Here is a 17,430-nt window from a genome sequence, read left to right as displayed (position 1 = left end):
TCAAGATTGGTTAGGGAGTGTGAGTTTTAGTCCTGACGGCAAATACATCGCTACGGCATCAGGGGACAATACAGCAAGGTTGTGGCGAATAAAAAGTTTAGATGAGATGCTGGTGCAAGCTTACGATTGGCTGCACGACTATTTGCAGAATAATGCTGATGAAAGCGATAAACACGTCTGCGACGAGATTAGTGCTCAGAAAAAATGATTAGCCAATCAGTCGGTAGGTGCAAATAAACTTTAGCGTGTAACAGGATGTAAAGCGATCGCAACTTTTGCGATTCCTGCGTTTCACTGGCAATGACAGATTTACCGCAGGGGGCCCAGAAACCGGGTTTTTTAGGAAAATATTTGGTTGCAGCCCGCAGATTCGGTAAAAAACCCGGTTTCTGTGGTCTGGCTTAAGTCCTGACTTAACAGAATTCTGGCAACTAAACCAGCGTCTCTTCCGGAATTCCCCTGTAGCAGTCGCCAAATGTGCTAACGTACAATCAAAAATCCCCCAATTTCAACTATCGCGAGACAGATAACCGTGTTCGCTCAAGCACCTCCAACTCCGAATTACAAATGGTTTAGCTGCGTTTCTAGCACTGTTTTCGCCGCATTGTGCCTGTTGCCCATTTTCAGCGCTGCGGGATACGCCCAAACTCCCCAAAATAGACCGATCAAAATCGGCGTAGTGCAGCGGTTTGGTACCAAAGCAACCGACAAACTGACGCTGAAAGCATTACCGGGCGACAGCTTAACTTTGCGTTACAAAACTCCTGAAGGCATAGAAACCAAAACTGCTGCTAGCGTCAAGTTAGAAATAGCCCCCAAACCGCTGGAAACACCGGCAGTAGAAGAACGAGTGGTACTAAGTTCTCACCGCAGTTTCGAGAGTGCGGAAGACAGCGCCAATCAGTGGCGCGCCCAGGGAATTGATGTAGAAATTGCTCAACCTTTGCGCTGGCAAGTTTGGGCAAAAAGAGATACTTACAACTCTCCTTTGGTGCGGCGCTGGCTGTTGCAAAGTTTGCAAGCTCAAGGGAACACAACAGCTTTTTTGGATTCCAAAGTTTTTAAACAAGTACCCCAGGCATTTTGGGTTTTAAACGGCTTTCGCTTCAACCGCAATGAGTTGGATGTGACGGCGGGGAAAAATGTGATTGAGGTATTGGAACAAACTACCCAAGAGGCAACAGCTATTGAACCAGAAAAAGCTATTCAACAAACTCGCCGTTATGGCGGCAGTTTGCACCTGCAAAAAAATTCTTACGGCACTTATACTTTGGTAAATAAAGTGCTCACGGAAACTTATTTGCGTGGTGTTGTTCCTCACGAAATTGGGGCTTTTTCACCTTATGCTGCGATTGTCGCTCAAACTATTTTGGCCAGAACTTACGCCCTGAGAAATTTGCGCCGGTTTGCTGTGGATAATTATGAGTTGTGCGCTGATGTTAACTGCCAAGTTTATCACGGTTTGACCGAGGTTTACCCGCAAAGTGATAAGGCGATCGCCCAAACGAGCGGTTTAGTGCTAACTTACGAAAATCAGCTAGTAGATGCGCTCTATTCCGCCTCTAGCGGCGGCGTCACAGCCTCTTTTAACGATGTGTGGCAGGGCGCGGAACGTCCATATTTGCGATCGATCGTCGATTCCCCCAATAATGTCTGGGATTTGTCCAAGCAGAGTTTGTCTGACGAAAACAACCTCCGCCGCTTTATCAGTTTGCAAAAAGGGTTTAATGAGGAAAAAGAAGATACTTTTCGGTGGCGCGAACCAGCTTCTTTGACAGCGATTGGTGGATTTCTCAAACAGTATCTTCAGAAAAAACAGCACCCGCTGGCTAATCTTAAAACTGTCACTCAGGTGGAAGTGGTGGAAAGGTCGGCCGCAGGTCGAGTTTTGAAAATGAAGGTTCAAACTGACTTGGGCCCCATCGATATCGACAAAGACGAGATTCGCAATGCTTTTTACCCCCCGATCAGCACGCTTTTTTACCTAGAACCAATTTACAATCCAGACAAAACTCTCAACGGTTATGCTTTTGTCGGAGGCGGTTTCGGACACGGGGTGGGAATGAGTCAGACTGGTTCTTACAATTTGGCTAATTTGGGCTGGAACGGATCTCAAATTCTGAGCTTTTATTTTCCCGGCGCTCAAGTTGTGCCGCTCAGCGATAACATTACATTTTGGCGCGAATAGTCGATCGAAGTCGGCCTAAGAATCGGCGATTTAAATCGCCACTAGACAAACAAAGTCCGCGCAACGCGAGACTAAATATTAGCCGTAAAACTTTTAGATTTTAGACTTTGGATTTTAGATTGGTTTCACAGTTAATCTAAAATCTGCCATCTAAAATCTAAAATTATTTGGTCAGCTATCTGCTCAAACAGCTATGAATTCATAGCTAGGAGTGACAGACTGCTGGCGGCTTTGTTGCAATGTTAGACACAGAAACCCGGTTTCTTAACATAATTGCCGTATTTCAGCTTAATTCTGGAAACGAGAAACCGGGTTTCTTAGGGTATCACGCAGAGCGTCCTTTCTTAGTAGAGCGATTCTTCTTGGTGAGTTTCGATCGTACAGTCAGACTTGGGATAGGCGACGCAGGTGAGGACAAATCCGGCCTCGATTTGGTCATCGTCCAAGAAAGATTGGTCGGATTGGTCAATTTCGCCTTTGGTGATTTTGCCGGCGCAGGTGGAGCAAGCTCCAGCGCGGCAAGAGTAGGGGAGGTCGAGTCCTGCTTCTTCAGCAGCATCAAGAATGTAAGTATCGTCATCAACGTCAATGGTCTGGTTAATTCCTTCGGCTTCGCTGATGAGGGTAACTTTGTAAGTTGCCATGCACTAAATCCTCTCAAAAATTCAACAAGATTGATAATTTTTCCTAATGCAAACTTCAAGGCTCTATTAGCTTTGAGGTTAGGTCTTAGGTTCGTTCCCTCTATGATAGTAGGGGATAGAAGGGAGGTTGACACACTTATTTACAAAACATTTGAATGGGATTAGTTATAACTTTTTCTAATTTCATCTTGATTACTTATACCTATCTTGGGTTCAGCCTTGTGATACTGTTGCCGCAAGACTTGCGCTAAATAATCCGGTTTCCAGGAAAAATCCTGTTTTGAGCCCTACAGCACAAAAACCGGGTTGTTGGTATGCGGTGTGTCGATCAAGTTTCAGCAAAACTTGCTGCAAGGCAAGTCCCAGCAGACGGTGAAATGTATAGTTAGATCGCATCAAGACTTGGGTGTTGAAGGCTCGATCGAATAAATCGCACCACAACCACAGCTTAAAATCGGGGCGATAGAACCCTAAACCCCTGCAGCGCAAGTCTGTAACTATCTAAAATCTTAAATCTCAAATCCCATGACTAATATTGATACTCGCTTTGGTTTTTCGGTGAATTCTCCAATTCGCGTGGGGATTGTGGGTACTGGTTTTGCCGCTAAGTTGAGGGCGGAGACAATTCAAGCTGATGGGCGATCGAACTTGGTAGCAGTTGCGGGCCACTCCCCGGATAAAACCGCAGCATTTTGTCAAGGGTTCGGGGCAGAAGCTGCGGTTTCTTGGCGCAAGCTGGTAGAAAGAGACGATTTAGATTTGGTTATTGTCTGTACGGTGAATCGGGATCACGGAGCGATCGTCCTGGCAGCCCTAGAAAATGACAAGCACGTTGTGGTGGAATATCCTCTATCTTTAGACGTATCTGAAGCGGAAAGGGCGATCGAACTTGCCACCCAAAAGCAAAAACTCCTCCACATCGAACACATCGAACTGTTAGGCGGTTTGCACCAAGCAATCAAAGAATCTTTGTCATTAGTCGGTAAAGTTTTTTACGCCCGCTACATTACTATTACTCCTCAACATCCAGCGCCACAGCGGTGGACTTATCAACATTCCCTCTTTGGGTTTCCGTTAGTTGGTGCAATTTCGCGACTGCACCGATTTACCGATTTGTTCGGAGAAGTGGCAAGCGTTAACTGTCAAGCTCAATTTTGGGACAGTCAGCCGGATTTCTACAAAGCTTGTTTGTGCAATGCACAGTTGCGCTTTGCCAATGGCTTTGTCGCTGAAGCTGTTTATGGAAAAGGAGAGACTTTTTGGCAGTCGGAAAACATTTTTACTATCTACGGTGAAGAAGGAACGCTGGTTTTTACTCCAGAATCGGGTCAATTAATTCAGGGAGAAAATCGGCACAACATCAAAGTAGGAACGCGGCGCGGTTTGTTTGCAAAAGACACCGATATGGTGTTGGAATATTTGTCAAATGGTACGCCATTGTACGTAAATAATGCCAGTAGTTTGTATGCTTTGAAAGTAGCAGATACTGCGAGGCACTCAAGCGAAACTAGGCAAACTCTCGAACTTATAAAATCGCCAAAAACTAGCCAAAATAAGGTTATTTAATTTGGTAAAATTCAATATAACTGAGATGTTGCACTCTCCTCAATTACCTATTTATGAACAGGCTAGAGAGGTTGTTTCCCAAGAAAATTCCTTCTTTGTGGAACAGGCCCGAAAGCGTGTTATTGAGAAGGGTGCAAGATTTGAAATACAGCAGTTTCCGCTTTTATGATGTACAATAAAATATCATTGTTGTAGTCAAACCTAATGAAAGCCTATTCTCTCGCTCTCCGGCCAAAAATAGTGAAGGCTCATTTGGCAGAAAAGATGTCAAGCGAGGAAAGTAGCTACTAGATTTGGGGTCAGTAAAAGTTTAGTTCAAAAACTGGTTAATCTTCACAAAATCCCGGGTAATTTACAGCCGAAACAGAGAGGAAAACCGCAATTAAGTCATCTGAGAAATGCCGAACCATTCGTCAAAGCACTGGTGGCAAAGCATCCAGATGCCACTCGGGTAGAGTTGTGTGAATTATTTGCTCATCAGACTGGAAATTGGGTGAGCAGAACGGCTATGTGTCGGTATTTGCAGAAGTTAGGATTAAATCGTAAAAAACAACAGGGTATAGTAGCGAAGTCAGAACAGAAAGAGTCAAAAAATTAAGAGTAGAATATTGGGAAATGATCAAACATATTGAGCCAGAAAACCTGGTATTCTTGGATGAAACTGGGATTCTACGCTTGTTTAACCAGAACTCCTGCCCGTTCGCAACCGGGGACAAGATTATCCTTATTAAAACCATTTTATCGAGGCGCAAAGATTACAGGTATAGGTGCAATTAGTATCAACCAAGTGCGGGCAGTAATGAAAATGAATGATTCAAGCGATCGAGCAGGATTGGGCGTATTTATTGAGAAATTTTTGTGTCCTGAATTATGGGCAGGAGCATTAGTAGTGATGGATAATTTACCCGGTCATAAACTAGCATCAATTGTACCAATGATTGAATCTTTAGGCGCGACTGTTATTTGTTTATCTGCTTACTCTCGCCTATTTTAACCCTATTGAACTCTGGTGGTCACAACTCAAATCTTTTTTGCGGAGATTCGATCCAACTAACGCATCTATGATTGATAAAATAATAGCAGTTGCCCTCAATTTAATAAATCCTCAACATTTAAGAAATTGGGAAAGCTAGCTGTTGCTATTGTACCTCATAACACCGGGAACCGCTGTATCTGCATGACAGATTACTGCGGTTTAGTCTAGTGTCCGGTGAGTAAAAAAAGCGATCGCCCAAAAAAATCCTTTTTTAGCTAAAATGACAGCGATCGCCTATTTACTCCAAATAGTTTCTCCAAGTTAATTTAGGCAGACCAAGCTTCGCGAAAGTCACCATAGAGGGTCAATCCACCATCAATATAGAGCGTTTGTCCCGTAATGTAAGCCGCTTCATCTGATGCGAGAAAGGCAACAGATGCCGCCATTTCCTCCGATGTGCCGGCCCGTCCCATTGGGATATGGCTTTCGACCACCGCCTTTTGTTCTGGATTGTCAGTCCAGCTTTCATTAATCGGTGTAATTGTTGCACCGGGCGCAATAGCATTGACGCGGATGCCTCGGTTTGCGTATTCCAACGCTAGGGTTTTAGTCAGATTTCCCATGCCGCCTTTGCTGATGGAATAGCTGATATACATCGGGCGGGGGATGATTTCATGCACACTGGAAATATTGATAATCACCCCAGAGCGCTGCTGCTCTAACAGATGCTTAATGGTTTCCCGCGCACAGAGATATGCACCTCGCAAATTGACGGCAATTATGCGATCGAATTCATCGGTTGGCACTTCATGGGATGCGCTTTCTGTTTGAATCCCAGCATTATTAATCAGGATATCCAGACTACCAAATTTATCAATGACAGTATTCACCATACGAAGGATGTCGTCTTCTTTGGAGACATCTCCCTGAACTAATAGCGTTTCAACCCCGCATTCCGATGCTTGTCCACAGGCTTTTTGCAGAGCTATTTCTTCAGTATCTTCTGCCTCTTCTAAACTTTTGCGATAGTTAACGGCAATGTTGCAACCTTCTTGAGCGAGACGAATGGCGATCGCCTGCCCAATGCCTGAACTCGCTCCAGTAATGAGTGCGTTTTTTCCCTTTAAACCTTTCATAATTTCTCTCCTAGAGATTCAACAAAAAATGTTGTAATCGAAACCTCACCACAACTAGCTTCAACATCAACCAGAAGGTTATTCTGTCTTTTCCCCAGGTATTCCATCAATATCCAGGAGGCTGATTATTACGCCTGCGATCGGGATCGACAGAAAAACTCTGACCAATCCAGCGACTCCCGCCCCCACTATAGCAATCCTAAATCATTTGTGAATTCTTACTCCCTCCCCGCGGGTTCGGGGAGGGTTGGGGTGGGGTAAAAAATTTACGACTCCTGCAAGGATTGCTATAATAGCGCAAAGAACATAATGACTGGATTTATATTAATGGAGTCTCGCATACTACGGGGTCTGAGTAAGTTTTCTTCAACCTGCTGTAAGACAACGCAACCCACTAAAACTTTCAAGATGAGCAGAATTCCTTGAGGCAGAATAATCAGGCAGATGAGGCTAATCCCAATCGTTGCGCCAGCCAATACCGGGAATCATGTAAAATGCGCCTGCGGCTGCTGCCATGACCAGTGCATAGGGAATATCAGGCAAAATAAACACCACAAAGGTAGAGATGCCAAAGAATATTGATAACAGCAACCGACACTAAAGAAACCAAGAAAATTATTTTGAATTGCCCTGGTAAAATCATCGCGTAATCCGGATGAAAAGACCCTCACGATCAGATTCCATAGTGGTTTACAGTCTAGAAGCATAAAGAAGCAAATCACCGCAATCACAATCACATCTAGCAAGTTGAATAACACATTTTTCTGTGTGGAAAAACCCATGCCCATGATGCCGAGGGGTTGTTCGCGCAGTTGTGTCTCAAAGGTGCTGAAATCGACCGTAATGCGCTTTTGTAGAAACGATTGGAGTGTTTCCAACAGTGCGATCGCCCACTCTAAAAATTGAGGAGCCTGTTCCAATAACTGCTGTGCTTGGGAAATGATAGCTAATCCTAAGGTTGCCATTAACCCACCTAGAATCAACAAGGCAAGTAAAAACACCAGCACAACTGCTACCCAACGAGGGATGAAACGAGATACAAATTTGACGGGAGAGTTAAGCACAAAGGCGAGGATGGCTGCAAAAATAGAAACAATCAGAACCGTTTCAAAATATGCCAACACCTGCACGATCGCCCAGCCAAGCGTCCATAGTAGCAGGTAGCGAATGAGTGGAGGATTGTTCAGGTGTTCCCACATCCTATTGGTGTTAATTTTTGGATTGTCCATTACAGCCGGTCAACCTCTCCACCGTTCCTCATCCGCCTGATTCAAGGTTTTGCTATACCTTATTGATTTGATTTATGCTTACCTAATTATTGAAGTTTCCCTACGATCAGACCGACAAGCACAATCAAACCTAATGCTCTACGAAAGTAATTAACTCCTTGAAATAATTCTTCCCAAGCCCAAGTAAACAAAGAGCCAAAGGCTACTAGCTCCAACCCTAAATTAATTTTACCTGTTGTAACAATGAGCGTTAATAAACTAGCTACAATCCCGACACTCAGTGGTAGATTTGGCGTCTGAGCTATAACAATTTGGCCTTCGCTGTCGCGGAATGTGCGATCAAACAATGTGTTTTCCATGAGTTTCTCGTGTCAATGTAATAAATAGAACCAGGTTAACATTCAATACTGCGGGCATTTTTGGTAACGATACTACAAGCTTTAGAGGGCAAGTATCGTAAAAAAGTCAAATTAAATCCAAGTCAGGAGTGGAGATGACATTGATTTAATTATCTGCTGGGCTTCAAAGTATTGAAAAAATCCGCCATCGTGCCTAGAAAAACTGTCCGCACTATTGAACAGTTAAACATTTGACTTAGGTTTGATAAAGTGGGGATTTTTGATTTTTAATCATAACTTTATTCGGTTGATTTTTTCCAGCGTTCTAAAGTAATTTTATAGTAAAATTAAAGAATTTAAATATCCTCTCTCGCTTGGCAGAGTTTAGATTAGAATATTATCTATAATTGGACAGACATAATCGTTTGTCTACTATCGCATCGAGAACGATCGACCTCATGCTCAACTCTAAGGTTAGCAACTCACAGGTCTAAACCTTTTCGTGAAGCAGGATTGAACCTCTGTTGGCAGTGCAGTAATTTCTGTTTCCAAAGCTTGAATAGATTGTGTAGCCGCTATTTCTGCTTGATCGCTCTCGGCCTCCTGGCTCACAAAAAATGTAGCCAGGGTTGCTGTAAAATAACCGCCTAGCGCGATCAAACACAACGCCAGCAAAAAACAAAGCACCCGCCCTTGGGCTGTTTTCGGAAAGTAATCAGAGCCGATCGTGCTCATCAACATTCCCGTCAACCACAGCGCAGTGCCACAGTCATTAATGCCAGCACTACCATTAGGAAACTCGCACTCAAACGCATTAATGCCAGCCGCGTCAATTAGAGTGACGATCGCTATCACATTATGCAAGAGGAGCAAACCGCGCATAGTGTCAGCCGATAAGGGCTCAAAAGCTAGAGTGGCACTAAGGGCGACGGAACTCACCATATTCACCCAGAGAATCTGCACGGGCAAAATTGGCAAGGTGATACCAGCCAGGTTTTGCCGGGATGGGTAGAGCATTTGCGCTGGATATTCTTCGATTTACGTCACAGTAGCAAACTCCGCGTCCTAAACCTACAAAAACCCGGTTTAAATCGATCGCAGTCGCTCTGGTTGCCGGTAGTGTCAAGCTAAATCCAACTACGCCCATAAAGCCGTAATTCTTAATTGTACCTCATACCATCGGAAAGTGCTGTAAATCGAGCGCATTGATACTGTTGCTTAATCAGTTCAATAGTCCGATTATCTTGATTCTGATTTTTGCTGCGGTGCTATAGATTTTCCTTCAAGAGGCGGCAGATGCCCCATATTTTGGGACACTCAGCCGGATTTCTACAAAGCTTGTTTGTGCAACGCAAAGTTGCGCTTTGCCAATGGCTTTATCGCTGAACCTGTTTATGGGAAGGGAGAGATTTTTTGGCAGTCGGAAAACATTTTTACCATCTACGGAGCAGAAGAAACGCTGGTTTTTACTCCTGAATCATGTCAATTAATGCAGGCAGAAACACGGCGCAGTATCAAAGTAGGAACGCGGCGCGGCTTGTTTGCTGAAGACACGGATATGGTGTTGAAATATTTGTCAAACTGTACGCCTCTATACGTAAATAATGCACGTAGCTTGTAGGATTTGAAAGTAGCAGATGCTGCGAGGCGATCGAGCGAAACTCCGAGAAAGGTAGCGATAACGAGTAAGCCCTGAAAGTAATAGCTTAGTCTAGAATTTATTTTTGAGGTAGCTTGATTGTGTTTTTTAGTTTATTCTGGGTTTAGTAACTATATATTATTAACTCGGGTTGAGGGATTGTTGTTTTGTGCTGGAGTTTTTTTTAGATGTCCGAGCGATTTACCCACGGTTACGCGCTGTTGATTGGTGTTGGTAATACTGCTGACCCAGGCTATTCGCTTCCTGTAACAGTCAAGGATGCTCAAGCGCTCAAAGATGTGCTGACTGACGCAAATTTTTGTGCATATCCCAATAGCCCCGATCGTGTCCGGTTGTTACAGAACCAGGGTGCGACTCGCAGTGCCATTTTGGATGGTCTGGACTGGTTAAAAGGATGTGCAGAGGCAGACCCAGATGCCACGATCGTCATTTACTATTCTGGGCATGGTACGTTTGACCTCGCCAGTAATGCTTACTACTTACTCCAACATGATTTTGATCGGCAAGCCATTCCAGAAACAGCCCTTTCAGCCGAAACATTGAGTGAGAAGTTACGCAAGATCGAGGCTAAACGTCTCTGGGTAATCATTGATAGTTGCCATGCGGAGGGGATGGCTACCGCTAAGAACGATCTGCCAGCAGACTTTTTGCCTACAGCGTTGCCGAAAGGGGTGATTGATGCCCTGAAGCAGGGGGAAGGCCGGGCGGTGTTCACCTCATCACGAGGAAATCAAAGTTCTTGGGTGCGTCCAGATGGCATCCTCAGTCTCTATACGTATCATCTGATTGAGGCGCTGAAGGGAGCGGCAAATCAACCGGGCGATCGCCTCGTCAGAATTTCCAACGTCATGACTCACTTGGGAAGAAAAGTTCCCGAGAGTGCGCGTAAGCTATGTGACGCAGAACAAATCCCGTTTTTTGATGCAGCGACGGAGGATTTTCCAGTGGCAATGTTGCGCGGTGGCAAGGGACTGCCCAGCCAAACCCATACTCGAGAGTTGCCTAGGGTGATGACTAATCAAGAGGTGGTGATCCCAGCCTTGGCGATGGCGAAGCGATCGCTGGCTATTCTAGAAAAACAGGCTGCTGGCTATGGGATGCTAGAAATACCTGTTCATCTGCAGATTCAACTAGAGGAAAAACAGCAAGAGGTGGAAAAATTGCAAGCAAGATTGAGAGATGGGGAAGTCAATGGATGATTGCGCTGCTTTAGAAGAAACACTGGCTATTGCCCAAACGGTGCTTGCAGACTTAGAGAAAAAGGCAGCAGGCTACACCAGCCTGACAATTCCGTCACATCTAAATATCGAACTGAAGGACAAACGCCAAGAAGTTGATAATCTGAAGGCACGATTAGAAGCGGCACAATTAGAAAAGAAAGAGACTCAGCAGTCAGCTCAGTCCGAGATGAATCGTCAATCTCCGATGCGATCGCGAGTGTCAGATAGACATTACATTGAACGAGATGAGGCGAAAAGGCTGTTAGAACGCTTTGCCTTAGCACTCAACGAATATGATGGACAACCCTTGCTATTCAATATTTGCGGAACTGGCGGAGTTGGTAAAACAACGTTACTGGGGCGGTTAAAGGATGCCCATGCACACGAAGTTGATTTTTTGGAGATTTGTTTTGCGAAAACGGCTGGTATCGAAACTCCCCTAAAATTGATGCGAAAGGTACATCAGCAGGCTGTTGAGAGTTTTGGATGTGAAACCATCGCTGATTCATTCAAACAAAAGGATGAGCAGTTTGAGTCAACTCTATACAAGTTGAGTCATGAGTCAATTGATGGTGAAACAACTAGCAGCGAAGAAGCAAGGAAGATTACAAGCTGGTTTGAACGCTTCATCTGGCTAGGCCCAAGAGGTTTGACCTCCACCTCAAGTAAGCCGACATCTTTTAATGTTTCAGGGGTAGGTTTTTCTGCATTAGCAGGGATCGGAGAGGATGCAGACAGCTTGCAAGAATGGATCGAGCAGCGAGTGCGGAATCACCCTGCGACCAAAGACCAGCCTGAGCTACAGGCTCTTATGTTACAGCCTGTTTCCAAACTGACGCAGGCATTTGCTGAAAGTCTGATGCAAATTGCCCAAAACAGAGGACGATCGCTGGTGCTGATTTTGGATACCTATGAACAAGCACAGTCTTACCTGAATCAATGGCTGTGGCAGTATTTGGTCGAAGATACTGCGTTGTCTTCTGCACCAGTAAGGCTCGTGGTTGTAGGGCGGCGATCGCTGCAAGCAGATGAGGGTTGGCGCAAGCTCAACCAGGATCGGAAGTTGCTCGTTGAGGTGCCACTTAAGAAGTTTAGCAGGAAGGATACAGAGGAATATCTCAAGCAAATTGGCATTGAAAATGGCGGTATACACGCCAAAATCTACAAGGCAACACAGGGATTACCGTATTATCTAGATTGGGTACGGAAGCAACTAGAGCAAGGTAAAAAACCTGATTTTTCCAAAGGAAACCAAGCGATCGCTAAATTACTTTTGCAGGGGATAGATTCCCAGGATCGGAAAGTTTTGTATGTGGTAGCTTGTTGTCGATGGTTCGATCGGGCGATGATTCAATATTTGCTTGGAAGCGTTGAATTAGGCTTACAACAAGATGCCGAGAATGCAGAGGGTTACTTTGAATGGTTGAAAGACTCAGAATTTGTTGAGTTTACGAAAGGGCACTACCGCTTAGATGATGTGGCGCGGGATGTCTTTCGGCAGTCCTATTTTCAGAAGGATCAAAATCTGTTTCGCAAAACTCATGCTTTACTAGCCAAGTATTTCGAGCAACAAGCGGATGAACTTGTTACTCCTGAAATGTTTTTACCCGATCAGTATGAGGATGAGGGGTGGCTAGAACTGATGGCAGAGTGTCTCTATTACAATCTTTTTGGCAAGGGAAAGGAAGGACTCCAAAAATACATTGAACAGGTCTTTACCGCAGTTTATCTGCAAGTACCAGATGTATTTATGGCTCCCTTTGCTTTCATTTGTGCAGAGATAAGTGAAGAGAACCAGAATCTGCTTCCCAAAGCGACAGACAAATTTTTTAAAGATTCAGAAATGGCTCTCAGCTTTGGGTTGAATTTTATATATACACCGCCCACAAAATACAAGATTAAATTTGAAGGTGAGAATCCTCCTGCGGCACAAGCAATTGAGGAATTTTCCAAAGAAATTGAGGTATCTATTCAATCCCTGTTGGGATATGTTGGTACTCTCAAGGATAGTCTAGGCAAGTATGCAGGACTCCTCTATAAGTCTTTACGTTGCAATATATCCAGAGAAAGAACTGATTCACTGTTGCAAGCGAAAAGCCAGTGTGAAAAATTAACTCACTGCCATCCGAAACTGATGTATACTCTTTTTTCAAGTCTCGGTGACTTACTCGGAAGTGCACAACTTTACAAGGATGCACTGGATTGCTATCATAAAGCACTGCAATTAGACCAAAGTAATGCATCCATTTTTCTTGAGCAGGGTGTTGCTCTAGGCAATCTAAATCGAGACGAGGAAGCGCTGGAAAGTTTGCAAAAAGCGCTATACCTCGATCCTGAATATGTTTATGCTTGGGCAAATCGAGGGGTTTCACTCTATAAGCTAGGGCGACATGAAGAAGCGCTGGCAAGTTACAAAAAAGCGCTAGACCTTGAACCTAAATTTATTAAAACTTGGGTAATTCAAGGGAATACACTCCATAATCTAGAGCGATATGAGGAAGCGCTCGAAAGTTATCAAAAAGCGCTAAACCTCGCTCCTAAATATGTTGAGGGTTGGGTAATTCGAGGCTATATTCTCAGTAATCTAGGGCGACATGAGGAAGCGCTGGCAAGTTACAAAAAAGCGCTAGACCTTGAACCTAAATCTGTTAGTGCTTGGACATATCAAGGGACTACTCTCATTGATATAGAGCGATATGAGGAAGCCCTTGCTGCTTGCGAGCGAGCTTTTAAAATTGATTCTAAGAATGATCAAGCACTGAACAATCAAGCACTAGCATTAAGTCTTCTCAAGAATTTTGAGAAAGCTATTACAGCCATTGATGAAGCAATTAACTTAAAGCCTCCAGAAGTTGTGTTCAGGGCTAATCGTGGCATTATTTTGGCAAGGGCTGGTAGATACACCGAAGCCCTTGCTGAGTGTGAACAAGCGATTAAGCAAAATCCTAAGGATGAGAGTGGCTATTACGGTAAAGCTTGCTGCTACGCACTACAAGGTGAGATTGGACAGGCTATCGATAATCTACAGAAAGCGATTGATATTGCACCTCGTCATAGCCGAACCGAAGCAAAACACAACCCAGATTTTGACAGTATCCGAGATGATGAACGATTTCGAGCTTTGATGTAATTAGCCTCATTTTAATTTCATTGTGTAATTTTTATATATCGAGGTTGACTTTTTACGCGATCGATCCAAGTTTGAATTGCCGGGAATCTGGTTAAATCAAATCCGCCTTCGTCAGCAACGTGAGTATAAGCAAATAAACCGATATCAGCAATAGTATAGCGATCGCCCGCAAAAAACTCATTTTCTGCTAAATGCTGTTCCATCACCCCCAAAGCAGCATAACCCGGTGCTTGTTTTTGTTGGAGTGCTTCCTGATATTCTTCAGCTTTCCCTGTCATATACCAAAAACGAGAAGTAGCAATAAAAGGTTCGTGGCTGTACTGTTCAAAAAACAACCACTGCATAACTTGAGCCCGTTCAAATTTATCCGTGGGGAAAAACTCAGTTTCTTCGCTCAAGTAAAACATAATCGCATTCGATTCAAAGAGAAATTTACCCGGTGCGATTTCTAACACCGGAATGCGGCCATTGGGATTTTTGACCAAAAATTCTGGTGTGCGGCTTTTTCCTTCGAGAATATTAATTTCTGTGCGATCGAAGGGAATATTGAGCTGAGTTAAGAGCAAGCGAACTTTATAGCAATTACCCGATGAGGAATACTCGTAAAGTTTAAACATGAGTCTTGAGAAGATTTTAAGAGCTTAAATTATCTCATAAATTAGATGATTTAGGCACGATGAGTTAACGGTTGTTTGCTAAAATTATTTTGGCGATCGACACCGATCGCCAAAACCAGCCACTTCTGCCAAAGTATAAAGCGGCCGGCCCTTCACCTCCTCGTAAATACGCCCTATATACTGGCCCAAAATCCCAATACTAACCAACTGCACCGCACCCAAAAAGAAAACCGCCATCATCACAATTGTCAAACCCGTTAAGGCAGAACTTGGATAAAAAATCCGCCAATACAAAATCAAAAAAGCCATTAATACAGATACAAATGCCGCAAACAACCCCATATAAATCGAAAGTCGGAGGGGAACTTTTGAAAAAGATACTAAACCATTCATCGCCAAACTCAAAGATTTTCTGAATGTATACTTGACCTCCCCAGCAAAACGCGGATCGCGTTCAAACTTAACGGCCGTTTGTTTAAAACCAATCCAAGCGCGCAGTCCCCGAATGTAGCGGTTGCGTTCAGGCATCGCATTTAGCACGTCCACCACGCACCTATCCATCAAACAAAAATCTCCGGTATCTATGGGAATATCAACATCCGCAAGATGCCGCAAAATGCGATAATACATATAAGCTGGCAACCGCTTAAACCAACCTTCTTGACGGCGTTGAGTGCGCTGAGCGTAAACAACTTGATAGCCCTGCCGCCACTGTTGTACCATATCTATAATTAGCTCTGGCGGGTCTTGCAAATCGCCGTCCATGATGACGACAACTTGACCTCTAGAAAAGTTTAAACCAGCAGTTACAGCTATTTGATGACCGAAATTGCGGGCAAAACTGAGGTAACAAATTCGCGAGTCTTTTTCGTGCAATTCTCGCAAAAGTTCGAGAGAGCGATCGCGGCTGCCATCATTGATTAAAATTAATTCTACTGCGCCGTCCATTCGCTCCATCACGGCACTAATTCGCCGATACAATTCAGCGAGATTTTCTTCTTCGTTATAGATAGGTATTACCAAGGAATACTTAGGTGTATCGTTCATAGCAATTTCTGTTTAAAACTAGGCTTTTCAACCGTTAAATCAAAAGTTTCCTTTTCCCCAAACGCGCTGGCTGCTTCACGAGAGAGGTTCGGCACGTAATTTCGCTCTTTGATCCCGACAACAGCAGCCCACAACATAGCCGCGTACCAAAAATTATCTATTTTCTTAAATACGAAAAATAAAAGATACCATAAGACTGACGCACCCCAAGCGAAAACATCTGTTATCATAGATGTTTAGTCAGACTATAAAAATTACAATCATAACCCCTCGATTCAAAATTGCATGACAAATTCCAATTATCTTTGGCAAGCAAATCAAGACTTAAGCGAAGCTTGTCTGCAACATCCCTTTGTCAGAGGCATTGCTGACGGCAGCCTCCCCCAAAATAGTTTTGCATATTACGTTGCACAAGACGCATTTTTTCTGAGAGCCTTCGCTCGCGCTTACAGTATCGCTGCCGCAAAAGCACCCGACTGGGAGGGGTTTGAAATCCTCCACAATCTCGGTAGCGGCGTTTTAGAAGAACTTCGTTTGCATCAAGGATATGCAGCCAAATGGGGGGTAAACTTGCAAGAGGCCAAACCGGGAATCGCTACCCGCCGCTACACAGATTTTTTATTAGCGACAGCCTGGGGAAGTGGTGTAGGTTTGACAGCAGCCGCCATGACTCCTTGCTTGCGGTTGTATGCTTTTTTGGGACAGCAGCTAGCTAAACCTAATATACCGGAACACGCCTTTAGCGACTGGATTTCCACCTATAGCAGCTCGGATTTTGAGATTTTAGCAAAACGGTTGGAAAGTTTGGTCGATCGCTACGCAGAGGCTGCGCCAGAGGTAGAAGCAACCTATCGCTACGCTATGTTATGCGAAAGAGACTTTTTTCAGGCAGCTTGGGAAATAGAGTAAATTAAGTTTGGGCAAAAGATATGGAAAACTATCTTAAGCTACCTACACCCAGTAAATTTAACAGCCATGTACAGCAGGAATGTAGCAAATAATGTCATAACAGCCTATTCCCAACGAGGCTGACTAATCAACACTAAACCGACTCCCACCGAGAGCAAAACAATGCCCTAAGCTTAGGGATGAACCGATTGCATAACACTGGAGTTAATCAGTAACGCTAAAGAGAAAAAGCCCAAATAGACGACTGTAATGCTCAGCCTTTTTCTCCAATACCACAACAAATAGCCACCGCCCAAATCAGGGCAACTTTACTAACAGCTTGCAACCACCAACAATGCACACAAAGATTCCCAACTATTAAGGAGTATCCCTGCTAATTCCACTTGCATTCCCAGAGTCGTGAAGTCGCCCATCAGGAAAGGAAATAGCGGATAAAAAGCTACAGAATGCTGCTGCTCGTCCTCTGCATAGCTATAGCCTAAATTGGCGATTTCGACGTACCATTTACCGTCCCCTTGCGAAAACAGTTCCCAGCCACTTTTGGGAAGGAAGGCGCTTCCAAAACTCAGAGGCAGCCAATCCCATACACGGGCGGGTTTTTGCCGACTAAATGAGCAATTACCTGCATCCCGATCGCCATTATCGATCGGCTCAGAAACCACATAACAATTACAAAAATTACCCCCTCCCGGCTTTTGGAGCGCTCCAGGCGCGGAATTACTTCTAGCCCTAAATCAGTATTTGTCATGGCTAAAACAGCCCAAGACTGT

Annotated in this window: 17 protein-coding genes and 1 pseudogene; 9 read left to right on the top strand and 9 right to left on the bottom strand. The window is 44.2% G+C overall.

Annotation, left to right across the window (positions count from 1 at the left end):
* Window positions 1–208, top strand: a 208-nt coding sequence (locus QUA42_RS19440; protein WP_333139244.1) for a hypothetical protein, incomplete at its 5' end; no start/stop codon positions are given.
* 324 nt (window positions 209–532) lie between these two features.
* Window positions 533–2,188, top strand: a complete 1,656-nt coding sequence (locus QUA42_RS19435) for a SpoIID/LytB domain-containing protein (protein WP_333139242.1) — start codon at window positions 533–535, stop codon at window positions 2,186–2,188.
* A gap of 344 nt (window positions 2,189–2,532) precedes the next feature.
* On the opposite strand, the gene QUA42_RS19430 is transcribed toward QUA42_RS19435, so the two are convergent.
* On the bottom strand, window positions 2,533–2,832 hold the full coding sequence (locus QUA42_RS19430) for a ferredoxin (protein ID WP_106149950.1): 300 nt from the start codon (window positions 2,830–2,832) through the stop codon (window positions 2,533–2,535).
* A gap of 525 nt (window positions 2,833–3,357) precedes the next feature.
* On the opposite strand from QUA42_RS19430, the gene QUA42_RS19425 reads away from it, so the two are divergent.
* Window positions 3,358–4,398, top strand: a complete 1,041-nt coding sequence (locus QUA42_RS19425; protein WP_333139240.1) for a Gfo/Idh/MocA family oxidoreductase — start codon at window positions 3,358–3,360, stop codon at window positions 4,396–4,398.
* Between the two features lie 655 nt (window positions 4,399–5,053).
* Complete coding sequence (locus QUA42_RS19420; protein WP_333139238.1) at window positions 5,054–5,392, top strand: transposase; 339 nt, start codon at window positions 5,054–5,056, stop codon at window positions 5,390–5,392.
* Window positions 5,393–5,700: 308 nt separating this feature from the next.
* Here the strand turns inward: QUA42_RS19420 and QUA42_RS19415 are convergent, their stop codons facing one another.
* The 4 genes and pseudogenes from QUA42_RS19415 to QUA42_RS19400 form a co-directional block, all read right to left on the bottom strand.
* Window positions 5,701–6,510, bottom strand: a complete 810-nt coding sequence (locus QUA42_RS19415; RefSeq protein ID WP_333139236.1) for a glucose 1-dehydrogenase — start codon at window positions 6,508–6,510, stop codon at window positions 5,701–5,703.
* A 287-nt stretch (window positions 6,511–6,797) separates the two neighbouring features.
* Window positions 6,798–7,709, bottom strand: a pseudogene (locus tag QUA42_RS19410) (AI-2E family transporter).
* Between the two features lie 116 nt (window positions 7,710–7,825).
* Complete coding sequence (locus QUA42_RS19405; protein WP_333060069.1) at window positions 7,826–8,098, bottom strand: hypothetical protein; 273 nt, start codon at window positions 8,096–8,098, stop codon at window positions 7,826–7,828.
* 453 nt (window positions 8,099–8,551) lie between these two features.
* Window positions 8,552–9,094, bottom strand: a complete 543-nt coding sequence (locus tag QUA42_RS19400) for an ion channel (protein ID WP_333139234.1) — start codon at window positions 9,092–9,094, stop codon at window positions 8,552–8,554.
* A 188-nt stretch (window positions 9,095–9,282) separates the two neighbouring features.
* On the opposite strand from QUA42_RS19400, the gene QUA42_RS27845 reads away from it, so the two are divergent.
* The 4 genes from QUA42_RS27845 to QUA42_RS19385 all read left to right on the top strand — a co-directional run bounded on the left by QUA42_RS27845 (window position 9,283) and on the right by QUA42_RS19385 (window position 14,087).
* Entirely contained in the window at window positions 9,283–9,351 is a 69-nt protein-coding gene (locus QUA42_RS27845; RefSeq protein WP_445251500.1) for a cation-transporting P-type ATPase, read from the top strand.
* A 68-nt stretch (window positions 9,352–9,419) separates the two neighbouring features.
* On the top strand, window positions 9,420–9,698 hold the full coding sequence (locus QUA42_RS19395) for a hypothetical protein (protein ID WP_333139231.1): 279 nt from the start codon (window positions 9,420–9,422) through the stop codon (window positions 9,696–9,698).
* A 206-nt stretch (window positions 9,699–9,904) separates the two neighbouring features.
* On the top strand, window positions 9,905–10,936 hold the full coding sequence (locus QUA42_RS19390; RefSeq protein WP_333139229.1) for a caspase family protein: 1,032 nt from the start codon (window positions 9,905–9,907) through the stop codon (window positions 10,934–10,936).
* Window positions 10,929–14,087: a tetratricopeptide repeat protein gene (locus tag QUA42_RS19385; RefSeq protein ID WP_333139227.1), complete on the top strand. Its 3,159-nt coding sequence runs from the start codon at window positions 10,929–10,931 to the stop codon at window positions 14,085–14,087. Before QUA42_RS19390 ends, QUA42_RS19385 begins: the two co-directional genes overlap by 8 nt.
* Before the next feature lie 17 nt (window positions 14,088–14,104).
* Here the strand turns inward: QUA42_RS19385 and QUA42_RS19380 are convergent, their stop codons facing one another.
* The 3 genes from QUA42_RS19380 to QUA42_RS19370 form a co-directional block, all read right to left on the bottom strand.
* Window positions 14,105–14,704: a glutathione S-transferase family protein gene (locus tag QUA42_RS19380; protein WP_333139225.1), complete on the bottom strand. Its 600-nt coding sequence runs from the start codon at window positions 14,702–14,704 to the stop codon at window positions 14,105–14,107.
* Between the two features lie 84 nt (window positions 14,705–14,788).
* Window positions 14,789–15,751, bottom strand: coding sequence for a glycosyltransferase family 2 protein (locus QUA42_RS19375; protein WP_333139223.1), 963 nt, complete (start codon window positions 15,749–15,751; stop codon window positions 14,789–14,791).
* Window positions 15,748–15,981, bottom strand: a complete 234-nt coding sequence (locus QUA42_RS19370; RefSeq protein WP_333139221.1) for a hypothetical protein — start codon at window positions 15,979–15,981, stop codon at window positions 15,748–15,750. Before QUA42_RS19370 ends, QUA42_RS19375 begins: the two co-directional genes overlap by 4 nt.
* A 55-nt stretch (window positions 15,982–16,036) precedes the next feature.
* On the opposite strand from QUA42_RS19370, the gene QUA42_RS19365 reads away from it, so the two are divergent.
* Window positions 16,037–16,660 (top strand): TenA family protein, encoded by a 624-nt coding sequence (locus QUA42_RS19365; protein ID WP_333139219.1) that lies wholly within the window; start codon window positions 16,037–16,039, stop codon window positions 16,658–16,660.
* Window positions 16,661–16,971: 311 nt separating this feature from the next.
* On the opposite strand, the gene QUA42_RS19360 is transcribed toward QUA42_RS19365, so the two are convergent.
* Entirely contained in the window at window positions 16,972–17,322 is a 351-nt protein-coding gene (locus QUA42_RS19360) for a hypothetical protein (RefSeq protein WP_333139217.1), read from the bottom strand.
* Between the last annotated feature and the right edge of the window lie 108 nt (window positions 17,323–17,430).

The organism is Microcoleus sp. Pol11C2 (assembly GCF_036701505.1).
In the GTDB taxonomy this organism is placed as follows: Bacteria; Cyanobacteriota; Cyanobacteriia; order Cyanobacteriales; family Microcoleaceae; genus Microcoleus.
This window is presented reverse-complemented; position numbering and strand designations above follow the sequence as displayed.